The organism is Frigoribacterium sp. CFBP 8751, assembly GCF_014841545.1.
Taxonomy (GTDB): Bacteria; Actinomycetota; Actinomycetes; order Actinomycetales; family Microbacteriaceae; genus Frigoribacterium.
In genome coordinates this window covers 215,137-233,426 of sequence record NZ_JACYUB010000002.1, presented here as the reverse complement: position 1 = coordinate 233,426, position 18,290 = coordinate 215,137, and the positions used below count along the sequence as shown (strand labels likewise).

Annotated in this window: 18 protein-coding genes; 6 read left to right on the top strand and 12 right to left on the bottom strand. The window is 71.7% G+C overall.

All coding sequences use genetic code 11. The features are described 5' to 3' along the window. Positions 1-9: 9 nt before the first annotated feature. The 5 genes from IFT88_RS06930 to IFT88_RS06910 form a co-directional block, all read right to left on the bottom strand. Positions 10-1,149 (bottom strand): 5-(carboxyamino)imidazole ribonucleotide synthase, encoded by a 1,140-nt coding sequence (locus IFT88_RS06930; RefSeq protein ID WP_192119674.1) that lies wholly within the window; start codon positions 1,147-1,149, stop codon positions 10-12. Further along, entirely contained in the window at positions 1,146-1,622 is a 477-nt protein-coding gene (locus tag IFT88_RS06925) for a hypothetical protein (RefSeq protein WP_043594384.1), read from the bottom strand. The genes IFT88_RS06930 and IFT88_RS06925 overlap by 4 nt, the downstream gene beginning before the upstream one ends. Positions 1,623-1,720: 98 nt before the next feature. Continuing rightward, positions 1,721-3,025 carry a UDP-glucose dehydrogenase family protein gene (locus tag IFT88_RS06920; RefSeq protein WP_043594386.1) on the bottom strand — a complete coding sequence of 435 codons (1,305 nt, stop codon included), beginning with the start codon at positions 3,023-3,025 and terminating at the stop codon, positions 1,721-1,723. Positions 3,026-3,053: 28 nt separating this feature from the next. Beyond that, positions 3,054-3,602, bottom strand: coding sequence for a PH domain-containing protein (locus tag IFT88_RS06915; RefSeq protein ID WP_342212093.1), 549 nt, complete (start codon positions 3,600-3,602; stop codon positions 3,054-3,056). Between the two features lie 4 nt (positions 3,603-3,606). Next, a complete protein-coding gene (locus tag IFT88_RS06910) occupies positions 3,607-4,386 on the bottom strand; it encodes a biotin--[acetyl-CoA-carboxylase] ligase (protein ID WP_192119670.1) in 780 nt (259 codons plus the stop codon). A gap of 107 nt (positions 4,387-4,493) precedes the next feature. On the opposite strand from IFT88_RS06910, the gene IFT88_RS06905 reads away from it, so the two are divergent. Both IFT88_RS06905 and IFT88_RS06900 read left to right on the top strand, forming a co-directional pair. After that, the gene (locus IFT88_RS06905) at positions 4,494-6,107 is read left to right on the top strand and encodes an acyl-CoA carboxylase subunit beta (protein WP_043594391.1); all 1,614 of its coding nucleotides are present in this window, start codon (positions 4,494-4,496) and stop codon (positions 6,105-6,107) included. After that, a complete protein-coding gene (locus IFT88_RS06900; RefSeq protein WP_082059898.1) occupies positions 6,104-6,385 on the top strand; it encodes an acyl-CoA carboxylase epsilon subunit in 282 nt (93 codons plus the stop codon). The genes IFT88_RS06905 and IFT88_RS06900 overlap by 4 nt, the downstream gene beginning before the upstream one ends. Before the next feature lie 277 nt (positions 6,386-6,662). Here the strand turns inward: IFT88_RS06900 and IFT88_RS06895 are convergent, their stop codons facing one another. The 4 genes from IFT88_RS06895 to IFT88_RS06880 all read right to left on the bottom strand — a co-directional run bounded on the left by IFT88_RS06895 (position 6,663) and on the right by IFT88_RS06880 (position 11,026). Beyond that, complete coding sequence (locus tag IFT88_RS06895; RefSeq protein WP_342212092.1) at positions 6,663-7,697, bottom strand: hypothetical protein; 1,035 nt, start codon at positions 7,695-7,697, stop codon at positions 6,663-6,665. 8 nt (positions 7,698-7,705) lie between these two features. Then, positions 7,706-9,013, bottom strand: a complete 1,308-nt coding sequence (locus IFT88_RS06890) for a sensor histidine kinase (protein ID WP_192119666.1) — start codon at positions 9,011-9,013, stop codon at positions 7,706-7,708. Beyond that, positions 9,003-9,713: a response regulator transcription factor gene (locus IFT88_RS06885; protein ID WP_369700691.1), complete on the bottom strand. Its 711-nt coding sequence runs from the start codon at positions 9,711-9,713 to the stop codon at positions 9,003-9,005. The genes IFT88_RS06890 and IFT88_RS06885 overlap by 11 nt, the downstream gene beginning before the upstream one ends. Positions 9,714-9,784: 71 nt before the next feature. Continuing rightward, entirely contained in the window at positions 9,785-11,026 is a 1,242-nt protein-coding gene (locus IFT88_RS06880; RefSeq protein WP_043594396.1) for a class I SAM-dependent RNA methyltransferase, read from the bottom strand. Positions 11,027-11,052: 26 nt separating this feature from the next. On the opposite strand from IFT88_RS06880, the gene IFT88_RS06875 reads away from it, so the two are divergent. The 4 genes from IFT88_RS06875 to IFT88_RS06860 all read left to right on the top strand — a co-directional run bounded on the left by IFT88_RS06875 (position 11,053) and on the right by IFT88_RS06860 (position 16,185). After that, positions 11,053-11,742, top strand: coding sequence for a Maf family protein (locus IFT88_RS06875; protein WP_192119664.1), 690 nt, complete (start codon positions 11,053-11,055; stop codon positions 11,740-11,742). 79 nt (positions 11,743-11,821) lie between these two features. Beyond that, positions 11,822-13,579, top strand: coding sequence for an acetyl/propionyl/methylcrotonyl-CoA carboxylase subunit alpha (locus IFT88_RS06870; RefSeq protein ID WP_192119662.1), 1,758 nt, complete (start codon positions 11,822-11,824; stop codon positions 13,577-13,579). A gap of 60 nt (positions 13,580-13,639) precedes the next feature. Then, positions 13,640-14,473 carry a purine-nucleoside phosphorylase gene (locus IFT88_RS06865; protein ID WP_043594401.1) on the top strand — a complete coding sequence of 278 codons (834 nt, stop codon included), beginning with the start codon at positions 13,640-13,642 and terminating at the stop codon, positions 14,471-14,473. Beyond that, positions 14,470-16,185 carry a phospho-sugar mutase gene (locus IFT88_RS06860; protein WP_231567058.1) on the top strand — a complete coding sequence of 572 codons (1,716 nt, stop codon included), beginning with the start codon at positions 14,470-14,472 and terminating at the stop codon, positions 16,183-16,185. Before IFT88_RS06865 ends, IFT88_RS06860 begins: the two co-directional genes overlap by 4 nt. A gap of 114 nt (positions 16,186-16,299) precedes the next feature. Here the strand turns inward: IFT88_RS06860 and IFT88_RS06855 are convergent, their stop codons facing one another. The 3 genes from IFT88_RS06855 to IFT88_RS06845 are packed head-to-tail and all read right to left on the bottom strand — an operon-like array spanning position 16,300 to position 18,171. Continuing rightward, entirely contained in the window at positions 16,300-16,572 is a 273-nt protein-coding gene (locus IFT88_RS06855) for a PTS sugar transporter subunit IIB (RefSeq protein ID WP_043594402.1), read from the bottom strand. A 28-nt stretch (positions 16,573-16,600) separates the two neighbouring features. Beyond that, a complete protein-coding gene (locus IFT88_RS06850) occupies positions 16,601-17,047 on the bottom strand; it encodes a PTS sugar transporter subunit IIA (protein ID WP_043594404.1) in 447 nt (148 codons plus the stop codon). A gap of 2 nt (positions 17,048-17,049) precedes the next feature. Next, positions 17,050-18,171, bottom strand: a complete 1,122-nt coding sequence (locus tag IFT88_RS06845; protein ID WP_056225606.1) for an adenosine deaminase — start codon at positions 18,169-18,171, stop codon at positions 17,050-17,052. Positions 18,172-18,290 lie beyond the last annotated feature (119 nt).

Below are 18,290 nucleotides of genomic sequence, written 5' to 3'. Positions count from 1 at the left end.
GGATAGCCGTCAGTCGGTGAAGAACTCGACAGCGGCACGCGCCCGGAAGACGGCCTCGTCGAGGTCGTCGCCGACCACGGTGACGTGGCCGACCTTGCGCCCGGGCCGGGGGTCCTTGCCGTAGTCGTGAACCTTGACCGCCGGCTGGTCGGCCATCAGGGCGGGCAGACGGTCGGCCATCGACCCCGTCGCCGGCCCGCCGAGCACGTTCAGCATGACGCTCCAGGGACGGTGGCAGTCCGTGTCGCCGAGCGGCAGGTCGAGCACGGCCCGGAGGTGCTGTTCGAACTGGCTCGTGGTCGACCCGTCGATCGTCCAGTGCCCCGTGTTGTGCGGCCGCATGGCGAGTTCGTTGATCAGGAGGCGCTCGTCGGTCGTCTCGAAGAGCTCGACGGCCAGGACGCCGGTGACGTCGAGCCGCTGGGCGACCGTCCGCGCGATCTCGTCGGCGGCGTCGGCCAAGCGACCGGCGCTCGAGGGTGCCGGGGCGAAGACCTCGGAGCACACCCCGTCGCGTTGGACGGTCTCGACGAGAGGCCAGAGGGCGATGTCACCGCTCGGCCGACGGGCCACGAGCTGTGACAGTTCGCGCCGGAACGAGACGAGCTCTTCGACCAGGAGCGCGCCTCCGTTGCCGTCCTCGGCCAGGGCGCCGAACCAGTCGTCGGCGTCGTGGGCCGCCGAGACCACGCGAACGCCCTTGCCGTCGTAACCACCCCGCGCGGTCTTGACGACGGCCCGGCCACCGTGGTCGGTGAGGAACGCCTCGAGCTCGGTGGCGTCACGGACGGCCGCCCAGTCGGGAACGGGCAAGCCGAGCTCGGAGAGCCGTCGACGCATGACGATCTTGTCCTGCGCGACGGCCAGTGCGGACGGCCCGGGGTGCACCCGCACGCCCGCGTCGACGAGGGCGGCGAGGACGTGTTGGGGGACGTGCTCGTGGTCGAAGGTGACCACGTCGACCGTGCGCGCGAAATCGATGACGACGTCGACGTCGTGGTAATCGCCCACCCGGGTCGCTGCCAACCGGGCCGAACTGCCCTCGGTCTCGGCGAGGACGCTGATCTCGATGCCGAGGTGGACGGCGGGCGGGATCATCATGCGGGCCAGCTGGCCGCCGCCGATGACGCCGACACGGAGAGCCGTCATCGGACGACCGTCCCGCTCAGCTGCGGCGAGTCCGGAGTGCCTCCGACCGTGCACCGGTAGGTGACGTTGGCGACGCCGACGTCACCGCCCGAGTAGAGGCCGGCGACGTCGATGCTCCGCCCCCCGGAGCCCTGCACGAGGATCTGCGACGAACGGTCGTTCCAGGTGTAATCGGCACCCTGCGACCTCGTGGCCTCGTTCCGGCAGGCATCGTAGGCGCGGGCGTCGGTCCAGCCGTCCGCCTCGTCGGACGGTACGGGGACGGGCGTCTCGACGGTGCCGGTCGGGTCGTCGGCCGGCGCCGTGGGGGCGGCCGTCTCGGCCCCCGTGTCGGGCGCCGAGGGCGATGCGGTCGACGTGGGGCTGAAGCTCGACATGGTCGGCGTCGGGTCGTCGCCGCCGCTCGTGCACGCGGAGAGGGTGAGGGCCAGGGCCCCGGCGGTCAGCACGGCGATGAGGGCCCGGTTCGTCATGCGGTCATCGTATCGGTGGCACCTCGTCGGACGGCGTCGACCTGCCGGAGGGGGCCGGACACCGGCACGGGACCAGGCGCCCTCTGACCGGCACTCGGCTACGGGCGCCCGAGTCCTCGGAACTCGAAGCCGGCCTCGCGCCACTCGGCGGGGTCGAACACGTTGCGGGCGTCGACGATGCGTCGGCCGGAGACCAGGGCGGCTACCTCGGCCGGACGCAGTGCCTTGAACTGCTTCCATTCGGTGAGGACCAGGACGATGTCGGCGTCACGGAGAGCGGTCGGGACGTCGTCGACGTAGGTGAGGTCGGGAGCCAGCCGGGCGGCGGTCTCGTTGGCCTCGGGGTCGTGGACGACCACGTCGGCACCGGCGGCGTGCAGTCGGCGGGCGACGTCGAGGGCGGGCGAATCGCGGACGTCGTCGCTGTCGGGCTTGAACGCCACGCCCAGCACGGCGACGCGCGCACCACGCACCTCGCCGAGCAGCTCGCCCGCGAGGTCGACGACGCGGTCGCGGCGGCGCAGGTTGACGGCGTCCACGTCGGCGAGGAAGTCGAGGGACTCTAGCCCCAGTTCGCGCGAACGGGCGCGGAAGGCCCGGATGTCCTTCGGCAGGCACCCGCCGCCGAAGCCGAGGCCGGCATTGAGGAACCGGCGACCGATGCGGGCGTCGTGCCCGATCGCGTCGGCCAGTTGCGTCACGTCGGCACCGGTGGCCTCGGCGATCTCGGCCATCGCGTTGATGAACGAGATCTTCGTGGCGAGGAACGCGTTGGCCGAGACCTTGACCAGCTCGGCCGTCGCGTACCCGGTCACGAGCCGGGGCGTGCCCGTCGCCAGAGCCGTCGCGTAGACCTCGTCGAGCACGGCCGTCGCACGCTCGCCGGCGTCGCCGGAGGGCACCCCGTAGACGAAGCGGTCGGGTGCGACGGTGTCGGCCACGGCGAACCCCTCGCGGAGGAACTCGGGGTTCCAGGCCAGGTCGGCCCCCGAGGAGGCGCGGACCAGGTCGGCGAGTCGGCTCGCGGTGCCGACGGGAACGGTGGATTTGCCCACCACGAGGTCGCCGTCGGCGAGGTGGGGCAACAGCCCCTGGACCGCGGCGTCGACGTAGGTCAGATCGGCGGCGTCGCTGCCCGCGGTCTGCGGGGTGCCGACGGCGACGAAGTGGACCTGGGAACCCGCGGCGTCGGCGGGGTCGGTCGAGAACCGGAGTCGCCCCGAGTCGATGGCCCGGCGGAGGGCCTCGGGCAGACCGGGCTCGAAGAACGGGGCGTGACCCGACGACAGCAGGGCGATCTTGCCCGGGTCGACGTCGATGCCGACCACGTCGTGCCCGAGGTCGGCCATGCACGCGGCGTGCACGGCTCCGAGGTAACCGCAACCGATGACTGAGATTCGCATTGTAATATCCTATGTCACGCGCGTCGGGTCAGACGACCCGGTCGTCGCCCCACGAGGTGGTGTCGGAGTGTCCGACGGACTGCTCGTGCTGGCGACGCTGGGCGACGCTGTTGAGGTTCGACTCCATCAGGTCGTGCAGGGTCGATTGGACGAGGTCGGCCGACGGCACGTCCCAGAGGACGAGCGGACGGTCGAGGCCGGTGTTGATCAGGACGTCTCCGCTGCGGAACGCGCTCTGCACCGAGTTCTTGCGCACCGTGAGGTCGTACCCACGACTGTGCAGCAGCTCTTGACGGGTGCGCACGAACAGCCCCTTGCGCACGACGAGGCGCCGCGAGGTGATGACGTAGCGCTTGCCGAGCCAGATGAGCACGGGCACCAGCCAGAGCAGCACGATCAGGGCGACGGCGGCGCCCAACACGACGTAGTTCTGCCACTCGACGTCGAAGCGACCACCGAAGAAACCGGTCGCCGCGCAGATGCCGACGAGCGCGAGCGACGGCCAGAACAGCACGCGGGCGTGGGGCCGCAGCCGCGCGACGACGTACTCGGTCGGCTGCGGTCCGTCGGTGCTCACAGGCTCATTCATACCGCAGATGCGTGACGTCACCCGAAGCGACGGCCGTCAGCGCGCCGGTCGAGGCGGAACGCACGACCAACCGGCCCGCCTCGTCGACGTCCACCGCCTCGCCGACCAGCGCCGCGCCTCCGGGGAGTTCGACGCGGACTCCGCGTCCCAGGGTCGCGCAGTTCGCGCGGACCGACGCCAGGGCGCCGCTCGCGACCGCGTCGCCCCGGGCCGCGGCGAGGTCGCCGACGAGTCGCGCCAGGCCCGAGACCCACGACGACGTCACGGCGTCCGCGAGTTCGAGGGCGGTGCCCCGCGCTCCGTGCAGACCGAGCGACGTCGAGGTCGGGGTGGGCAGGTCGCCGGCGGGCACCGTGAGGTTGACCCCGGCACCCACGACCACGGCGCTCGCGTCGGACCGCAGCTCGGCGAGCAGGCCACTGACCTTGTCACCGTCGACCTGCACGTCGTTGGGCCACTTCAGCGTGACGTCGCCGCTCTCGACCACACCCCGGACGGAGGCGCGCATGGCCACCCCGGCGAGGAGCGGCACCCAGCCGAGCGAGTCGACCGGCAGGTCGCCCCGGTGCAGCAGCACGCTGACCGCGAGGGAACGACCGGGCGCGGTCTCCCACCGTCGGTCGAGCCGGCCCCGCCCCGCGGACTGGTCGAGCGTCAGCCAGGTCGCCAGGTGCGGCTCGTCGACGGCTGCGAGCAGGTCGGCGTTCGTCGACCCGGTGGACTCGAGCGCCACGAGTCGGGGACTGACGGACGTGCTGAGGGGGAAGGCCATCAACTCAGCCTAGGGGGCCGCCGTTGACGACTCCTACGACGTCCGGGGGCGTCCACGCGTGGAAACCTCCAACGGATGGCTGCGGGTCGGTCAGTAGAGTGAGGCGCGTGACTCCTGACTCCGCGCCCCTCACCGACGCCGCGCCCGACCTGCACACCACCGCGGGCAAGCTCGCCGACCTCAAGGCCCGCTATCACGAGGCCGTGACGGCCAGCGGCGAGGCCGCGATCGCCAAGCAGCACGCCAAGGGCAAGAAGACGGCCCGAGAGCGCATCGACGAGCTGCTCGACCCGGGCTCGTTCGTCGAGCTCGACGAGTTCGTCCGGCACCGCACCCACGCCTTCGGCATGGAGGCCAAGCGACCCTACGGTGACGCGGTCGTCACGGGCACGGGCACGATCCACGGCCGCCAGGTCGCGGTCTACTCGCAGGACTTCACCATCTTCGGCGGCTCGCTCGGCGAGGTCGCGGGCGAGAAGATCATCAAGGTCATGCAGCTGGCCCTCAAGACCGGGGTGCCCATCATCGGCATCCTCGACTCGGGCGGGGCGCGGATCCAGGAAGGCGTCGTCGCCCTCGGCAAGTACGGCGAGATCTTCCGGCTGAACACGGCCGCCTCGGGCGTCATCCCCCAGATCTCGCTGATCATGGGCCCGGCGGCCGGAGGCGCGGTGTACTCCCCCGCGCTGACCGACTTCGTGATCATGGTCGACAAGACGAGCCACATGTTCGTCACCGGGCCTGACGTCATCAAGACCGTGACGGGCGAGGACGTCGGCTTCGAGGAACTCGGCGGAGCCCTGACCCACAACAAGGTCTCGGGCGTCTCGCACTACCTCGCGAGCGACGAGGACGACGCCCTCGACTACGCCCGGGCCCTGCTGTCGTACCTCCCCGACAACAACCTGGCCGACCCGCACGTCTTCGACGTACCGGTCGAACTCGAGACCACGGACCACGATCGACAGCTGAACACCCTGATCCCGGACAGCCCGAACCAGCCCTACGACGTGATGACGGTGATCGAGCACGTCGTCGACGACGGCGAGTTCCTCGAGGTCCAGCCGCTCTTCGCGCCCAACATCGTCGTGGGCTTCGGCCGGGTGGAGGGCCGCCCGGTGGGTGTCATCGCCAACCAGCCGTCCGCCATGGCCGGCACCCTCAACATCGAGGCGGGTGAGAAGGCCAGCCGTTTCGTGCGCTTCTGCGACGCGTTCAACATCCCGATCCTCACCCTCGTCGACGTGCCCGGATACCTGCCCGGCACCGACCAGGAGTGGACGGGCGTGATCCGTCGCGGAGCCAAGCTGCTCTACGCCTACGCCGAGGCCACGGTCCCGCTCGTGACGGTGATCACCCGCAAGGCCTACGGCGGCGCCTACATCGTCATGGGCTCGAAACAGTTGGGCGCGGACATCAACCTCGCCTGGCCGACGGCAGAGATCGCCGTGATGGGCGGGCAGGGTGCCGTCAACATCCTGTACCGCAACGAGATCAAGGCGGCGGCCGAGGCCGGCGAGGACGTCGCAGCCGTGCGCACGCGGCTCGCGAACGAGTACACCTACAACGTGGCGAGCCCTTTCCTCGCCGCCGAGCGGGGCGAACTCGACGGCGTCGTCGAACCGGCGGCGACCCGGGTCGCCGTGATCAAGGCGCTGCGAGCGCTCAAGACCAAACGGGCGACCTTGCCGCCGAAGAAGCACGGGAACATCCCCCTGTGAGCGGGCGCCACGCAGCCGCGTCCCCCGACGCGACGGACCGCCCCACCGCCGCGGTCGAGCAGCCGTCGGCACCCCTGCTCAGGATCGTCGCCGGAGATCCGACGCCCGACGAGCTCGCGGCGGTGACGGCACTGCTGGCCGCCGTCGAGGCAGGCCGGGCCGAGGCGGCGGCGACGACGTCCTCGCGAACCGCGACGTCGGCCTGGACGCGTTCGGCCCGTGCACCCCGTCCGTCCATCGTGTCCGGCGAGGGCCGTTGGCGGGGTTTCGCGGGTTGACGCCCCGGGAACGGCGATGGGCACGGCCGTCCTCACCCATCTGTCCTCCTAAATGACGACTGCACACGCGTCCCGGAACGACCATGCTTGCTGGTGCGGGGTGTCTCGTCGAGTCACACCACCGAGCAGGGGCCGACCAGGGTGAACGGGTCGCTGTCGGGGGGAGTCAGGGCGGCATTCGGGTTGCCGCCCTGACTCGAGGTCTCGGAAGGGCCGGACGATCGTCCGGCCCTTCTTCACGTCGTGGGTGCCGCCCGCGCCGAGAGCCGCCGGACGATCAGGGGGCCGAGCGAGGGATCTGCAGCCAGAGCTGGACTTCGTCCCCGTCGTCGTCCTCGTCCGCGTCGGCCGAGACCCCGCGGCCCAGCGCGCTCGACGACAGGTCTGCCGAGCCGAGCCCGACGACCGTGACCGCGTCGTCTCCCCCGCCCTGAACGGTCCGGACGATGATGCGATCGGCGACGGATTCGCGCAGGGCCCCGGCGAGCACGCCATGCACCCGTCGCAGATCCGTCGGTCCGAGGTCGTCGATGCCTCCTTCGTCGAGGAGACTGACGACGGCTCCGCGGCGGCGCGCCGCCATGACCTCGTGACGGACGTCGTCGTCGAGGAGGCGCCGGCCCCGGATCTCGTCCCGGATCGCTCCCTCGAGGTTGAGGCACTCCTGTCGCTCGGCCGCGGTCAGGTCGCCGTGTCGGCTGACGATGGTCTGGAGCATCGGCCGCGCCGTCCGACCCGTCTGGAGCAACCGGTACTGACGCTCGTTCACGTGGGCTTCCTGCGCGGCCTGCCAGTCCGCCGCTTCGTGCTCGGCGAGGATGAACTCGCGCGTCTCGCGCCCCGCGCGGGTGAGCGTGCTCGACATCGCATGGCTGAAGGCGACCCAGACCACGCTGCCGACGATGCCGAGGTCGGCGATCTGTTCGAGCCCGGCCCACAGCACGCCGTGCACCGCCATGAAACCGACCCCGAGCCAGGCGAAGCCCTGTCGACGCCTCGTGGACACGATCACCATGAGCGTGCCCACGGCGGCCACGTACCAGGTGGCGTAGCCGTTCTTCACCGAGCTGTCGAGCCCGGAGGTCACGACGAGCGGCAGGACGATGCTCACGGCCAAGCAGAACGAGGCCATCCACACGGGCATGATGACGTGCTTGCTGGGCCACAGCGCCGCCACGGTCGCCGCGGCGTACAACGCCATGCACGCGACGACGGGCAGCGGATCGGTGAAGCGGTCCAGTGACACCGCGGCCAGGACCAGGTGGTACGCCGAGAAGACCGCGGCCAGCGACACGATCAGCCACCGCGGCACGGAGACCCTCACGCGGTGCCGCCCGAGGCGCCCGCCGCGTCGGTGGGGTCGGCCGAACGGTCGGGGGTCCGGCCGCCGTCGAGGAGAGCGTCGACCGGCCACCGCAGGCGCACGAGGGTCCCCCGACCCGGTGCCGAGTCGATGGTCGCGAGCCCGCCGGCGTTGTTGAGCCTCTCGTGGATCGAGACGCGGACTCCGAGACGCTCCGTCGGCACCGTCGTCGGCTCGAAGCCCTTGCCCGTGTCGCCGACCTCGACGGTCGTCAGGCCGGCCTGGTCACGGGTCACGCCCACCCAGCGCTCCACACCGGGCCCGTCGCCGGCGTGCTGCGAACTGTTGACGAGGGCCTGGACGGCGGCCGAGTAGAGCGCCTCGGCGGCCGTGGACGGGATGCCGTCGCCCTCGATCGGGCCCCGGCGCAGCTCGACCTCGACACCCAGGTCGGCCACGGCGGCCTCGAGGCGGTCCACCATGTCGGCGATCGTGGTGTCGGACTCGTCGAACGGCGTGGTGCTCGCCGCGGCCGAGAGGTGGGACATCGCGTTCCGGGCCATGTTGGTCGACAACTCGCGCTCGTCCGGCGACCACGCCCTGGCCGCCTGGATGAAGGTCGTGAGGACGCTGTCGTGGACGATGGCGTCGACCTGTACCCGCTCGAGCTCGGTGGCGTGCTCGCGGATGGCCTCGGAGTACCGCGCGACGGCGGTCGCCTGGGCCTGGTCGACGTTCGCTGCCGCCTGGCGCAGGATCACCACGAGGATCAGCACGGCGCCGCCGAGCAGGATCGCGTAGACGGAGTCGAGGGTCGCCCGCTGCGGGGAGACCGCGCCGCCCGACGGCGTGAGGCGGATGAAGCCGTAGACGGCGGGGGCGACGAAGAGGTAGCCGGTGGCGATCCAGGTCGAGAACGCCGAGGCGGCCGAGGCCGTCGCGACGGTGCAGAGGTACCAGAGCCACGGCACGCTCGACTGGACCTCGCTGGGGTCGTCGACGGCGAGGGGCCAGGTGACCAGGGCGATCAGGTAGGCGATGGCGACGAAGGCCTCCACCGTCGTGACGCCGCGCTGGACGAGGCTCGCCACGACCAGCGCGAAGAACCCGCCGAACATCGCCAAGCCGATGACCCAGGCCCACGCGAGTTGCATGCTGTCGACCTGACCGATCATGCCGGGCAGTGCTTGCAGGCCGAACACGAGTCCGGCCGCGGCGATGATGCGCCCCAGCACCTTGTCGAGCAGGGCGCGGCTGATCGGATTGCGCGGGGGCCGGAGAGCTCCGAGCGGGATCGGGGCGCTCAGTCGACCCTCAACGGCCATCGCCGCCGTCTGCGTCGAGCCCCGGCAGGATGCCGTCCTCGACGGCGCGACGGAGCAGATCGACCTTGGTGGGCGCCGGTCGGCCGACCTCGACGTACTTGACCCGGATGCGGTCGAGGTACTCGCGGGCCGTCGAATAGCCGATGCCGAGCTGCTGGGCGGCGAGCTTCAGCGGCAGGCCCGAGGCGTAGAGGTGCAGGATCTCGCGCTCGCGACGGCCGAGCTGGGCCTTGGCGAAATCGCGGTCGGCGTCGATCGCGCTCGCCCATTCGAGGTTGTTCAGCACGTCACCCCGGGCGACCGTCGCGACGGCGGCCATGACGGTCTTCGTCGCGGAGGACTTCGGGATGACCCCGGCCGCCCCCGCGGCGAGCGCCTCGCGCACCGAGGCGACCCGGTCGGCGATGCTGTGGACGAGGACGGCGGAGCCCGTGGCCTGGACCCGCTTGACGTTCTCGGTGACGGTCGAGCCGTCGCCGAGCGACAGGTCGAGGACGACGACGTCGACCTCGCGACCCGCGAGGTTCTCGACGAACTCCTGGACGCCGGCCGCGGTGAGGATCACCTCGAAGCCCTCGTTCTGGCAGGCGGCCTGGATGCCGAGACGCACCGACTCGTGGTCGTCGACGACCGCGACCCGCACGGGTACGGTCTCGCGGGTGGCGGTGGGGGTCTCGGTCGTGAGGTCTGACACGGTGATCCTTCTGTCGGCGTGTGCCCTGGTCCCTGAATCCCGGGCGTGCACGGGGTACATCGTAACGGGATCGCGGCTCAGGCCGGCAGCAGGCGCACCACCGTCTCGACGTGGTGCGTGTTCGGGAAGAGGTCGTAGGCCTGCAGGGCGTCGAGTTCGTAGCCGCGCTCGGCGAAGAGGGCGACGTCGCGGGCGAGGGCCACCGGGTCGCACGCGACGTAGACGACCTGGGCGGGGCGCAGGGCCGCGATCTCGGACACGACGTCGCGTCCCGCACCCGAGCGGGGCGGATCGAGGACGACCGTCGCGGCCGCGAGGCGCTCGCGCTCGGCGTCGCCGGCCTGTGACGCGGTCTGCCGCAACCAGCGCTCCACCCGTCCGGTCACGGCCGACGCACCGATCCACTCGGCCAGGTTCTCGGAGGCGTGCTCGGTGGCCCGCTCGTCGCTCTCGACGCTCGTGATGCGGGTCCCCGCACCGAACCGGTCCCCCACGGCGGCGGCGAGCAGTCCGACCCCGCCGTAGAGGTCGAGGTTGGCACCCTTCGGGTCGAAGCGCTCGGGGTCGATCATGGTCTGCACGGCGGCGGTGAGCGTGGCGGCGGCCTCGCGGTGGACCTGCCAGAACCCCCCGTCGTCCAGGCGGAACTCGCGGTCACCGACCACTTCGGTGATGGTCGAGCGGGCCTGACGTCCGATGATCAGGCGCGCGCCTCCCACGCTCGGGGCGACGACGTCGACGTGTTCCTCGCCGGGGAAGGCATCGCCCAGCGGCGCCACCTCGGCGACCTCCGGGGACGCGAGCGGCAGGTCGGGCACGTGCACGACCCGGTGCGAGCGCGCGGCGTACTGACCGGGACGCCCCTCGGCGTCGAGGTGCAGGCGCAGGCGTGTGCGCCACCCCGTGCCGCCGCGGTCGTCGTCGCCGGGCAGTGCCTCGACCGAGACCCGTCCGTCGGCGTCGGCGACCCCGCCCATCCGGGTGAGTGCGTCGACCACCACGCGCCGCTTCAGCTCGCGCTGGTGGGCGAGCTCGATGTGCCCGAACTCGGCCCCTCCGGCGCGGTCGGCCGGATCGACCTCGAGGGCGGCCGCTCCCCACACGTGTGGTCGGCGGTGCTCGCTCGCCTCGAGGACCCTCACCGTGTCGGCCCGCCAGAAGGCCTTCTTGCGGTCGTCGGCGATGCGCGCCACGACCTTCTCGCCGGGCAGGGTGTCGGTCACGAACACCACCCGCCCGTCGAGGCGGGCCACCGAGATGCCCCCGTGTGCGATGCCCGTCACGTCCAGTTCGACCTCGCGGCCCAGCATGTCTCCCATGCGTCGAGTCTGACAGGCTGGGCGGCATGACCGTCCCGCTCTACCTGGCCAGCACCTCCCCCGCCCGTCTCGCACTGTTGCGCGCCGCCGGCATCGAGCCGGTGCTGATCAGCCCCGGCGTCGACGAGGAGGCCGCGGTCGCCGCCGAGTCGGCACGTCTCGGCCGAGACCTCACGGCGGCCGAGACGGTGCAGCACCTCGCCCGGCTCAAGGCCGAGGCCGTGCTCGACACCGTGGTCGACGGCCGCCCCCTGGACGGGTTGGTGCTCGGGGGCGACAGCGCCTTCGAGTTCGACGGCGAGGTGCACGGCAAACCGCACGAGCCCGCGCTGGCGCTCGACCGGTGGCGTCGCATGGCCGAGATCGGCCACGGCACCCTCTGGTCGGGCCACTGGCTGGTGGACCACCGCGGCGGCGCTCCCCGAGTCACCGCCGACGCCCCGTCAGGAGGCGCGGGCCGGGTCGCGAGCGCGTCCCTCACCTTCGCCGACGACCTCGACCCGCACGAACTCTCGGCCTACGTCGAGACGGGCGAGCCGCTCGAGGTCGCGGGTGCCTTCACGATCGACGGTCGTGCGTCCGCGTTCATCACGCACGTCGAAGGCACCCCGAGCGCCGTCGTGGGTCTCTCGGTGCCCGTGTTGCGGTCGCTCGTCCGGGGCTTCGGCGTGCCGTGGCACGAGCTGTGGACCTCGGCGACCGCCGGGTCCTTGTAGGTTCTGCCTCGCGCCTCCTGGTCCTTTTTGTGCACGTCAGCCAAAGGCAGGCGCGAACCGCGCAATAGGGTGGGGAACTATGCCGCGTATCAGCAAGGTCCTCATCGCCAACCGTGGAGAGATCGCCGTCCGCGTGATCCGGGCCGCGCGTGACGCCGGAATCGGCTCGGTGGCGGTCTACGCCGACCAGGACCGCGACGCCCAGCACGCCCGCCTCGCCGACGAGGCCTACGCCCTGGGTGGCACCACGAGCGCCGAGACCTACCTCGTCATCGACAAGATCCTCTCGGTCGCCCGCCGCTCGGGTGCGGACGCCGTCCACCCCGGCTACGGCTTCCTCGCCGAGAACGCCGACTTCGCCCGAGCGGTCCAGGCCGCGGGCCTCGTCTGGATCGGCCCGTCGCCCGAGGCCATCGAGCAGCTCGGTGACAAGGTCTCGGCTCGTCACATCGCCGAGCGCGTCGGGGCGCCGCTCGCCCCCGGCACCCTGAACCCCGTCTCGGGCGCCGACGAGGTCCTCGAGTTCGTCGACCAGCACGGCCTGCCCGTCGCCATCAAGGCCGCCTTCGGCGGCGGTGGGCGCGGCCTCAAGGTGGCCCGCACCCGCGACGAGGTCCCCGAGCTGTTCGACTCGGCCACCCGCGAGGCCGTGGCCGCCTTCGGCCGCGGCGAGTGCTTCGTCGAGAAGTACCTCGACCAGCCGCGCCACGTCGAGACGCAGTGCCTGGCCGACTCGCACGGCAACGTCGTCGTCGTGTCGACCCGCGACTGCTCGCTGCAGCGCCGCCACCAGAAGCTCGTGGAGGAGGCCCCCGCGCCGTTCCTCACCGACGAGCAGACCACGAAGTTGTACGAGTCGTCCAAGGCCATCCTGCGCGAGGTCGGCTACGTCGGCGCGGGCACCTGCGAGTTCTTGATCGGCAAGGACGGCACCGTCTCGTTCCTCGAGGTCAACACGCGCCTGCAGGTCGAGCACCCCGTGTCCGAAGAGGTCACCGGCATCGACCTCGTCCGCGAGCAGTTCCGTCTCGCCGAGGGCGGCGTGCTCGACTACGACGACCCCGAGGCCCGCGGCCACTCGTTCGAGTTCCGCATCAACGGCGAGGACGCCGGCCGTGGATTCATGCCCGCCCCCGGTCCGATCCACGTCTTCAAGGCCCCGGGAGGCCCCGGCGTCCGCGTCGACAGCGGCGTCCAGGCGGGTGACGAGATCAGCGGTTCGTTCGACTCGCTCCTCGCCAAGCTGATCGTCACCGGCTCGTCGCGTGAGGACGCCCTCGAGCGCTCGCGTCGGGCCCTGGCCGAGTTCGAGGTCGCCGGCCTGCCGACGGTGCTGCCGTTCCACCGCGCGATCGTCGACGACCCCGCCTTCGCGCCCGCCGACGGCGCCCCGTTCTCGATCTACACCCGCTGGATCGAGACCGAGTTCGACAACACCATCCCCGCCTGGAGCGGCGAGGCCGAGGCCCCGCGCCCGACCGACGCACGCGACACCGTCGTGGTCGAGGTGGACGGGAAGCGACTCGAGGTCTCGCTGCCGGCCGGTCTCGGGTCGCGCACCGCACCTCCTGCGGTCGCCCCCAAACGCCGCGGTGCGCCCCGCTCGTCGGTCGTGACCGCGACCGGCGCCGAGGTCAAGGCGCCGATGCAGGCCACCGTCGTGAAGCTCGCCGTCGAGGCCGGTCAGCAGGTCGTCAAGGGCGACCTGGTGCTCGTGCTCGAGGCGATGAAGATGGAACAGCCCGTCGCCGCCCACCGTGACGGCACCGTCTCGGGCATCGCGGCCGTCGTCGGCGAGACCGTCTCGTCGGGCCACGTCCTGCTCAGCATCGACTGAGCCCGCGCCGGGCCCCGCGGCGACCGGGGACGCGGGTCGGCAGACCTTAGAGTGGACGCCATGTCTGAGACCACCACGCACCCACTCGACGACCGCGCCGCCGACCCCTTCGAGGTCGCCCGCACCGCCGCCGCCGAGATCGCCGAGAAGACCGGCATCGCCCGACACGACATCGCCCTGACGCTGGGCAGCGGTTGGGCCAAGGCCGCCGACCTGATCGGCGAGACCGTGGCCGAGGTCCCGGCCACCGAGATCACCGGGTTCGCCGCGTCGGCCGTGGTCGGCCACACGAGCTCGATCCGCAGCATCGCCCTGCCTTCGGGCAAGCACGCCCTCGTCATGGGTGCCCGCACGCACTACTACGAGGGCCACGGCGTGCGTCGGGTCGTGCACGGCGTGCGCACGGCCGCCGCCACGGGCGCGTCGACCATGATCCTGACGAACGGTGCCGGCGGCATCCGAGAGACCTGGAAGCCCGGCACACCCGTGCTGATCAGCGACCACATCAACCTCACGGCGGACTCGCCCCTCGAGGGCGCGACCTTCATCGACCTGACCGACCTCTACTCGACGCGACTGCGCGACATCGCGCGCGGGATCGACCCCGACCTCGACGAGGGCGTCTACACGCAGTTCCGCGGCCCGCACTACGAGACGCCGGCCGAGGTGCAGATGGCGAAGGCGATCGGCGGCCACATCGTCGGCATGTCGACGGCCCTCGAAGCCATCGCCGCCCGCCAGTCCGGCATGGAGGTGCTCGGCATGTCGCTGATCACGAACCTCGCCGCGGGCATCCAGAAGACCCCCCTCAGCCACGCCGAGGTGCTCGAGGCCGGGCGCGACGCCGAGGCCAAGATCAGCGACCTGCTCGCCCGCATCGTGGCGGCCCTGTGAGCGGCGACGTGACGGGGGCCCGCAACGAGGACTCCGCGGTCTCGTCCGACCTCGAGCAGCTCATCGCGACGGCCACGGCCTGGCGCGACCAGGACCCCGACGACGAGACGCGTGACGAGCTCGGCCGGCTGCTGAGCCGTGCCGGTGCCCACGACGCCGACGCCGCCGCCGACCTCGCAGACCGCTTCGCCGGTCGCCTGCAGTTCGGCACCGCCGGCCTGCGCGGTGCCCTGGGCTCGGGCTCGAACCGCATGAACCGCGTGCTCGTGGCGCAGGCCGCGGCCGGCTTTGCGGCCTTCCTGCGGGGCCGCGAGGCGCATCCCTCGATCGTCATCGGCTACGACGGGCGCAAGAACTCCGACGTCTTCGCGCGCGACACCGCCGAGATCATGGCGGCGGCTGGCGTGACCGCGACGATCCTGCCGCGGGCCCTGCCGACACCGGTGCTGGCCTTCGCCGTGCGCCACCTCGACGTCAGTGCGGGCGTCATGGTCACCGCGAGTCACAACCCGGCGCAGGACAACGGCTACAAGGTCTATCTCGGGGGCGTCGACGCCGGATCGCAGATCGTCTCGCCGGTCGACGGCGAGATCGCGACCGAGATCGAGAAGGCGGCGCAGTCTCCCGTCACCCACCTGGCGCGTTCCGACGACTACCGCGAGGCCGGCGACGACCTCGTCATGGAGTACGTCCGACGCACAGCCTCCGTGGCCGGGACGGCTGCGACCGGTCGTCAGCCGCGCGTCGTCTACACCGCGATGCACGGCGTCGGGTGGGAGGTCGCGCGACGCGTGTTCGCGACCGCGGGCTTCGCCGAGCCGATCCCCGTCGGTGAGCAGAGCGCCCCCGACCCGGCGTTCCCGACCGTGGCCTTCCCCAACCCCGAAGAGCCCGGGGCCCTGGATCTCTCGTTCGCCACGGCCGAACGTGTCGAGGCCGACCTGGTCATCGCCAACGACCCCGACGCCGACCGGCTCGCGGTGGCGATCCCCGTCGACGGTGGGTGGCGTCGACTCAGCGGCAACGAGGTCGGCTCGCTGCTCGGCTGGCGCGCCGCCGAGCGCGCGCGTCGGGACGACCGCGACGGCACCCTGGCCGCGAGCATCGTCTCGTCCCCCGCCCTGCGCGAGATCGCCCGCGTGCACGGGCTCGACTACGTCGACACCCTCACCGGCTTCAAGTGGGTCTCCCGCGTCGGAGGACTGCTCTACGGCTACGAGGAGGCCCTCGGCTACCTCGTCGACCCGGACGTCGTCCGCGACAAGGACGGCATCTCGGCCGCCGTCGACCTGTTGGCCCTCGCGACCGAGTTGCACACGGCCGGGTCGAGCCTGGCCGAGCACCTCGTCGCCTTCGACGAGCGGTTCGGCGCCTACGCCTCGTCGCAGATCTCGATCCGGGTCGACGACCTCGCCACCATCACGGCGCTCACCGACGGTCTGCGTCGACGACCCCCGGCGACGATCGGCTCGCACCGCGTCGACCGCGTCGACGACTTCCGCGACGGCTTCGGGGCCTTCCCCGCGGGCGACATCCTGCGCTACTGGCTGACCGACGGCTCGCGCGTCATCGTCCGCCCGAGCGGCACCGAGCCGAAGCTCAAGGTCTACATCGACGCGTCGAGCACCGAGGGCGACGCCGTCGCCCGTCGGACGGCTGCCGAGGCGGCCGTGGCCGACCTCGACGCGGGCATGCGGGCCCTGCTGACCTGACGGTCGGGGCGGTGACCGCCCGGACGACGGAAGAGACCCCGGATGCACGATCTGCGCCTCCGGGGTCTCCCTCGTCGTGGCCGGTGCGGTTCGCCCCGGTGCCGCCCGCCGCGCTCAGCCGAGCGACTTCTGCAGCTTCTCGGTCAGCTCGGCCTGGTCGAAGTGGTTCTGGATGACGATGACGTCGGCGAACGTGGAGCCGATGGCCTCGACGAACTCGGCCGACGTGAGGATGACCTGTGCGTCGTCTCCGACCGAGGCGATCGAGCCGATGTCGGCGGCGACGACGTCGGCCTCGATGTCGAGCTTGGCCAGGACGCGCTCGGCGTTGACCTTGAGGATTCCGCTGCTGCCGATGCCGGCGCCGCAGATGGTGACGATCTTCATGGGGCTGTCTCGATCCGTCGTGGGAGGGTCAGGCGGGGACGCCCATCAACCGACGCACCTCGTCGACCGAGGTGGCGGCCGCGAGGGCGGGGATGACGGAGGCCTCGTTGAAGACGTTCGCGAGGTCGGCGATCGATTCGAGGTGGCCGCCGACGGTGACGATCGCGAGGCCGAGGACCACGCTGACGGGATCGTTGTGTGGGTGGCCGAAGGGCACGGGCTCGGCCAACGTGACCACCGCGAGGCCGTCGCGCACCACGTCGTCGCCCGGACGGGCATGGGCCAACACGAGGCCCGGCGCGATGACCACGTAGGGGCCGTGCTCGTCGATCATGCGGACCATCTCGTCGCCGTAGCCCTCGCGGGCGGCGCCGGAGTCGACCAACGCGTGCCCCGCGACACGGACGGCCTCGCGCCAGTCGGCGACCCGGGCACCGATGACGACCGCCTCGTCGGGCAGCGGAGGGAGAGCCATGCTCAGACCCCCTCGAAGCCGGCGGTGATGCGGTCGGCCAGCGCTTCGCGGTCTTCGAGGGGCAGGAAGCACGACGCGGCGGCGTTGAGCTGGAAGGTCTCGTGGTCGTCGAGGTCGTAGTCGAAGGCCTGGCTGAGGAGGGCGAGCTCTTTGCAGAGACTCGTGTCGCTCATCAGACGGTTGTCGGTGTTGACCGTCACGCCGTAACCGAGCTGGTAGAGCAGGTCGAAGGGGTGGTCGTCGAGGTCCGTGCCCCAGGCCGCGATGGCACCGGTCTGCAGGTTGGACTGCGGTGACAGCTCGAGCGGGATCTCGCGGTCGCGCACCCACGAGGCGATGGGCCCGATCTCGACCGTGGAGGTCGACCCCTTGCTCGCGACGACGCGGATGTCCTCGGCGATGCGGACACCGTGGCCGAGTCGGAGGGCCCGCCCGTCGATCAGCGCGCCACGGATGCTGTCGAGGCCGTCGGCCTCGCCCGCGTGCACCGTGACGGGCATGAACTCGCGGGCCAGCAAGTCGAAGGCGACCTTGTGGTCGGCGGCCGGGTACCCGGCCTCGGGACCGGCGATGTCGAAGGCCAGCACGCCGTTCTCGCGATGGCGGACCGCGAGCTGGGCGATCTCGAGCGATCGCTCGCCCTGGCGCAACGCACTGAGGATCTGCCCGACCGAGATCTCGTACCCGTCGGCGGCGAGCGAGCGCACAGCCGACGCGAAGCCCGCCTGCACCGCCTCGACCGCCTGGTCGAGGGTGAGCCCCTGCCGCTGGTGCTGCTCGGGGGCCCAGCGGACCTCGGCGTGGACGACACCGTCGGCGGCCAGGTCGAGGACGAACTCGTGGGCGACCCGGGTCAACTGGTCGGCGGTCTGCATGACCGCGACCGTGAGCTCGAAGGTGGCGAGGTAGTCGACGAGGGTGCCGGAGTCGGCGTTCTCGACGAACCAGCGACGCAACGCCTCGGGTTCGGAGGCGGGGAGGTCGACGCCGGCCTCGACCGCGAGGTCGACGACGGTCTCGGGTCGGAGGCCCCCGTCGAGGTGGTCGTGCAGCGAGACCTTGGGCAGGGCCGCGAGCCGCGGGCCCCCGTTCGGCAGCCGGTAGTCCTTGTCGGGAGCGCTCATGCCCTCAATCTACTAGCGGTCCGGCCGACGACTCTGGACGCGCGCCACGAGAGAGGTGCGCGCACAGCGAGAACCGGCACCGCGCCTCCTGGACGGAGGCGCGGTGCCGGAGGATCGTC